Genomic DNA, 6,427 nt, shown 5'->3' on the forward strand with positions numbered 1-6,427 from the left:
TGCTTCCACCGCCTTTTACCATTCGTCACAAGAAGGCCCACGCTTTTTTTTCCGGCGAGCCAGGCGTAAAGCGTCGGCCGGTCGCCGGCAAGGCAGGAAACTGCGAGATCATAGCGGCGCAGCAAGCGCGTCATGAGCAGCAGGTGTGGCCAGAAGCCGGGACGCTTGGCAACCGTTATGATCGAGTTGATGTCCGGATTGGCGCGAAGGATATCCTCCGTGCCGGTGAAAACCAGCGCGTCGATCTGCCCCTGCGGCCAGGCGCGGCGTAGCGAGCGAATCAGCGGGGTCGCCAGCAGCACGTCACCGATGCGCAGGGTGGCGACCACAAGAATTTTTCCTGGAGATTTCACAGAGTTCAAGCGGTCAACACGTTTAACAGGTGAGCAGCACTGTGCTCCCGATGCAGTGCTTCACGCGCATTGAGTGCCCCGCGCTGATAGCGGTCGTAGTTATCTCTTACTGAATTTACCGCCGTGAAAAGCTCTTCAGCGCTTAGTTTGGTGAGCGTTATTCCGGCGTCAAATTTTTCCACTACACGGGCCATCCACGTTCCAGCTGTTGTTATTATGGGGCAGCCCGCGGACAAAGCGTCCAGAGTGACGCTACTTATACGGTCTGCGAAATCGTCGGGGCTATAGGGTTGCAGGCAGATCGCCCCGGGGAATTTCTCCCTGTATTCGGTGCTCGGCATCGTGTCCGGATAGGTACGTAATGAGGGATACCCTATTTTTCTGAGGCGGCCAATGTCCGCTCTTGTGGCCTCATCGTACTTGTTGTAGTGATCCGGGGACAATTGGACTGAAAAAGGCATTTGTATTCCGCGCGCCGCCAGATATTCGACCAAGTCGACTATTTTCGAGAACCCCTTGTCTTGTCTGGCCGCACCCGGATAGAAAATGTGTTTGAACGGCTGTTGTTGCGTCGGCCTCAAACCCACGTCGGGGTTAATCGGGACCGGAACCACTTGGGCATTTTCAAAACCGCACTCACGAAACACGCCGACTATCGAAGGCGTTGGTCCCAAAATAATTATGTTTGGCTGCGCCCGGGCAATTTTTCTGAAGATTGCAAGCTTGCTTGGCGTTGGCCTGACCCAATGAAAGTACAGATAGGCTTTTGAAGGGGGAATTTGTTGACTCGCCGCCCAATTCAGCAACATCAAATCGGCTCGTCCGGCAGTCGCCACAAATAGCCGGCCGGGAAGGCCAAGCAGTTTCTTATAAAGAAAATAGGCCTGAACGCGCCGCAGTCTGCGATAGAAAAATCGCCGGAACTCGACTCCGAGTTTTTTTAACAGCGACAAATCCGCGCGTTTGCTAACCCACAGGCAAATCCTTTTATCGCGATCGGCGTGGCACAAACTCGCTACAAATCCATAGTGGCCTGATTCGCGCTCGAGGGTGGGCTCAATGATATGAATCGTTTCCGTCACCATATATGTTTCTGGCGGAGATCCTGTTCGCAATATACCAAAAAAGTCTGACGCAGATGGTTTACTGTTATTGCCTGCACCAGCTCACTGACCTCTGTGGCGAGCGGCGGTCGGCCACAATAACTTTAGATTCTTGTCACTTTGGGTTGGATAACGTTCCGGTGCCGGCCAAAACGCCAGGCCGGATGGGTGATCACGGCAAAATGCACCGGTGGTTACTGGAGCGGTGGCTTCCTCTCGTTCCAGCGCTCTTTCATTTCGGTAAGCTTGGCGTAGCGATAAAACGTTCCCTCAAAGTTGCCTAGCGCGATAATAAAGCCGGCCCAACCATCGAGAAAGCCAAGCCGGAATACGTAAAGCCGGATGAAAACCCAGACACCGTGAAATAGTGCTTTCGTCATCGACCCCGGCGCGCCCTTGTCCAATAGCTTTTGCGCGCCGAGCGTCGAATAACGATCCATCTTGGCGATGATTTCAGACAGGTCGCGAAAAGGCATTTGCCACAGGGCGCCTTTTAAATGCGCGCAGCGTCCGTCAAGGATGTAGCCCTCATGAACCACGTCTTCCGTGTACCGCATCCTGCGCTTGCGGAATAGTTGCGGCTGCCGGTAATCCGGATACCAGCCCGAATGACGAATCCAGCGCCCCATAAAAAAATTGCGTCGCGGTATGAAATAGGCGTCAACAGCGTGCGGATCATTGATGATTTGGAGAATCTCCTGTTTCACCTGCGCGGTGCAGCGCTCATCGGTGTCCAGCGAGAATATCCATTCGTGGCTGCAGTGCCCGAGCGCCGCATTTCTGAGTTTGCCGAATCCTTGAAAGTCGATCTGCACGACTTTGTCGGTGTAGCGACGCGCGATTTCGGCAGTTCGATCGCTGCTGTGTGAATCAGCCACCACGATTTCGTCCGCCCAAGCGACGCTATTTAGCGCTTCGTCGATTCTATCTTCATTGTTGTAGGCGATTATATAAACGGAGAGCTTGTTCATGGACGGCTTCACGTGGAAATTCCGCCGATACGGGCGGAAGATCTTAAACCGGCATAAAGCAGTCCGGAGAGCCAGCCATAGAGCAAGCTTTCGGTGTGGTCGAGAAGCAGCGAGTTAAACAGGCAACCCGACATTATGGCGAGAAGCAATCCATGCGCAATGCTGCGCTCCAATGCAGAGGGCAGCATCCACGCAAGGCGCCACTGAACGTAGAACAAATAGAGCAAGACTCCCAAGCCGATCAGGCCAACGTCAATGGCGGTGAGCAAATATTGATTGTGAGGATTGGTCACCGGCTCCACGCTGGTGCCTTGGAATTTTTCGGCGTAGGCCGTGGCGAATCCACCGGTTCCAACACCGAAAACGGGGTGATCGCGGATTATCTTGAGGCTGTTTCTGTACCACTCCATGCGCAAACCGATCGAGTCAACAACCGACACCGACTGATTGGGGTGCCACTGGGAATATTCGGTTAGCGCCTGTGTGACCCGCGAGCGAAAAGTAGTAGAACCCCAATACGCCCCGGCAGTAAGCAGGATGCCAAGCAATGCGGCTAAAGCCAATCCTTTCCATTTCAACATATCGAAGAAGAAATACACGATCAGCAGCGCCAGAATCAGATAACCGGTACGGCCCTGGACCAAGAACAGCACGTTAAATAACGCGAGCACAGAAAGGGAACCCCAAAAAATCCGAATCCAGGTTACGGATGCATGGCGGGCCATCTGTGCGAAGAGAAATGCGGCAATTGCCATTAAGATATTATGCGTAATGGGAAGCTTGAAAGTGGAAGCATTGAAAATGCCGGGCAAACTGGGTTTTGCGGCCATGAAGAAATATTCTGGAAGCAATCGTAAAGCTATTGCGTACGAGCCGAGCAAAGTCAGGATCAGCGCCAGTGAAAATGCCAACAAGCCGTAGCGACGTGTTTTTTCGCCCCGAAAAAAGGGTATCAGCAGCGCAATGAGCAGCAGTTCTTTGTACTTGCCGAAATAACGCAGCGAATCCCAAAGGTTACTCTTGCTGTAAAGCAGACCTACCGCCAAAAGCGCGAACAGCGCAAACGAAATCAGCGCTACAGGATTGTGTGTAATCTGCTGCCATTTTTCGCGGTTGCCCGAGGCCAATACCCAAAGCACGACCAGCGCGCCCAGCAGGATATTGTCGAGCGCGGTGGATATGGGGATGGTGAAACCAAGCGCAATAGCAATCCATTTGATCAGCCTGTCGGCGTTGCCGCTGATAATCCGGTATTCCATTGCCTTTATTTTTCAGCGCAAGTTAGGTGCCGAGCTATAGAGGGAAACATGTCTATATCGATAAACTCCGCTGGCGCGCGGGACGATTCTGTCCCAAGGAGTATTCCGGGACCCAATGCGACAACTCCTGTTTTACCTGATCGCCGTGTAGTGCTTGCGGCTGAGTCAGCCACTTCAAAACAGAATTAAGCCACTGCATTTCTACCGGTCTTGCGCTGGCGATGCGCAGCTTGGCATGGGGCGTAGGCAAAGTGCTTTCCTCGTCGGCCAGCAGTTCTTCGTAGAGTTTTTCGCCGGGTCTCAATCCTGTGTAGACTATTTTTATCTCTTCTTCACCGAAACCTGAAAGCTGAATCAAATCTCTGGCCAGGTCGTAAATTTTCACGGGGTCACCCATGTCCATGACAAAAATTTCCCCGCCCTTGCCCATGACCGCAGACTGCAACACAAGTTGCGCAGCTTCGGGGATGGACATGAAGTAGCGCATGATATCAGGATGAGTTACCGTGACCGGGCCTCCTTTTTCGATCTGCTCGCGGAATTTTGGTATTACGCTGCCGGTGCTGCCCAGCACGTTACCGAACCGCACCATCACAAAACGCGTGTCCGATGATTGCTGCAGAGCCTGGCACAGCATTTCCGCAAGCCGCTTGCTTGCGCCCATAACGTTGGTAGGATTAACCGCTTTATCCGTGGACACCAGAACGAATTTTTCCACCCGATGCGCGACCGCGGCCTGTGCCGTGACGTAAGTTCCGAGCGCGTTGTTAAGCAGTGCTTCCCAGGCGTTTTGCTCCTCCATCAGCGGCACGTGCTTATACGCCGCGGCGTGGAACACGACCGATGGACGGTATTGCTCCAGCACCTGGTCGATGCGCGCGCGGTTCTTGATGTCCCCAATGGCGCAGGCGATCGCAGTATCCGAAAAGTCGCTATGAAATTCTTGTTCGATTCGGTAAAGCGCGTATTCGCTGACATCGAAAAGAATTATCCGCTGCGGCCTAAAGCGCGAAATCTGCCGGCACAATTCCGACCCAATGGAACCGCCGGCGCCCGTAACCAGAATGGTTTTCCCGGCAAGCAACTCCTGTAACCCGGTGCTATCCAGAACCACGGGGTCTCGCCCGAGCAAGTCGTCAAGCTCGACGTGGCGGATTTGCGATACGGTGACCTTGCCGCTCAGCAAATCATCAAATGACGGCACGGTCAGCGCCTTCACTCCCGCGCTGATACACACATTCATTGCGCGGCGGCGCGCGGCATGAGTGGCCTTCGGCATAGCGATAATGGCGTGCTGAATCTGCATTTTTTCGGCGATGGCCGGCAGCTCGTCAACCCGCCCTAAAACCTTCACCCCGTGCAACAGCGTTCCGTGATTTTTCGGATTGTCATCAAGAAAGCCGGCAATGCGCCATTCATGGCTGCGGGCGAGATCCTTTACCAGTCCTACGGCCGCATCACCCGCGCCAAGCACGATTACCGGTTTTGCCTGCAGGTTCGCCAGGTTGTACATGCGGTGCTCCTTCCATAACCGGTACGCAATGCGGCTTCCGCACATGATAAGAAACAGCAGGATTGGGTCGATCACCAGCACCGAGCGCGGCACAACAGCATTGATGCGCAGCATGAACACTGCCAGGGGTACGGCCGTGGCTGCGAGCAGGACCGCGAGCAGTATGCGTTTCAGATCGGGCAGGCTGGCGTAACGCCATATTCCGCGGTAAAGGCCGAACCAAAGAAATATTATGGCCTGGGAAATGACCACCCACGGCAAAGTGCGCAGCATGCTTATCAGGTAGATTTCCTCAATGTCCATATTAAAACGCAGCCAATAGGCAATACACCACGCGGCTGCAGCGGCGAAGACGTCGTGCGCAAATGCAAGCAGGCTGCGGATATTAAATCTAGGCAGAAGCATTGCGTTGGCGGCGCGCCCAGTAGCGGTCGAAAATAATCATGGCCAGCAGATAATAAACGCCCCAGCATACCAGCAATGCAATTTGCAGCGCAGTTTCCTGGCGGATTGCCCAAAGTGCGCTTGCTCCGACTGCCAGCATCAAGGCATATTCAAAGCATGCGGTCCCGCGATGTCCCCAGCCGGCCTGCACCAGCCGTTGGTAATAATGCTCGCGGTGCGCCTCCCAGACTTTTTTGCGCGATAGCAGACGTTTTATCAAGGTTACGCTGGCATCCAGGATGAAAGGCGAAAAAACCAGCACTGGAAACCATATGGGCCAGCTGTTTTGCCTCCAACCCAATCCGCCCAGCGCAGCGGCAAGAAAGCCGAGCGGAATGGAGCCGACATCGCCGAGAAAAATCTTTGCGGGATGGAAATTGAATAGCAAGAATGCCATGGCAGAGGCCACAATGGAAAAATTAAGCAGGGCGAATGTCTCGTTGCCGGAAAGCCAGGCGGCGACGCCATAAAATCCGAAGCCGAACACGGCCATTCCTCCTGCGAGCCCGTCCGAGCCGTCCATGAAATTATACAGGTTAGTCATCCAGGCTGTGATAACGATGGCCAACAGCACGAAATGCGGTCCCAAGCCGGTTAAAATCAGGAACGCCATCGCCAACGCCGCAGCGGCAAAATGCGCGAGCAAACGCCAAACAACCGACAGGCCGTAAATATCGTCGGCCACTGACACGGCGACCAAAATGCCAAGAGCCGTCCATAGCTGCCAGGGCAGACCGATAAAAATGCCGGCGGAAAAAATGCCAGCCATCAATCCAAGTCCGCC

The 6,427-nt window shown here is 54.1% G+C and carries 6 protein-coding genes; all 6 read right to left on the reverse strand.

Features of this window, described 5'->3' with window-relative positions; translation table 11 throughout:
- The coding region (locus tag VLV32_02685) for an LPS core biosynthesis protein (protein ID HUL40804.1) at positions 1-329 on the reverse strand (329 nt) is incomplete at its 3' end.
- Positions 330-358: 29 nt separating this feature from the next.
- The gene (locus VLV32_02690; protein HUL40805.1) at positions 359-1,438 is read right to left on the reverse strand and encodes a hypothetical protein; all 1,080 of its coding nucleotides are present in this window, start codon (positions 1,436-1,438) and stop codon (positions 359-361) included.
- A gap of 212 nt (positions 1,439-1,650) precedes the next feature.
- Positions 1,651-2,427, reverse strand: coding sequence for a glycosyltransferase family 2 protein (locus VLV32_02695; GenBank protein ID HUL40806.1), 777 nt, complete (start codon positions 2,425-2,427; stop codon positions 1,651-1,653).
- A gap of 8 nt (positions 2,428-2,435) precedes the next feature.
- Positions 2,436-3,686 carry an O-antigen ligase family protein gene (locus VLV32_02700; protein ID HUL40807.1) on the reverse strand — a complete coding sequence of 417 codons (1,251 nt, stop codon included), beginning with the start codon at positions 3,684-3,686 and terminating at the stop codon, positions 2,436-2,438.
- A gap of 52 nt (positions 3,687-3,738) precedes the next feature.
- Positions 3,739-5,604, reverse strand: a complete 1,866-nt coding sequence (locus tag VLV32_02705) for a nucleoside-diphosphate sugar epimerase/dehydratase (GenBank protein HUL40808.1) — start codon at positions 5,602-5,604, stop codon at positions 3,739-3,741.
- Positions 5,591-6,427: glycosyl transferase (locus tag VLV32_02710; GenBank protein ID HUL40809.1), on the reverse strand; the 837-nt coding region annotated here is incomplete at its 5' end. The genes VLV32_02710 and VLV32_02705, both read right to left, overlap by 14 nt.

This window comes from Burkholderiales bacterium, assembly GCA_035518095.1.
Taxonomy (GTDB): domain Bacteria; phylum Pseudomonadota; class Gammaproteobacteria; order Burkholderiales; family JAHFRG01; genus JAHFRG01.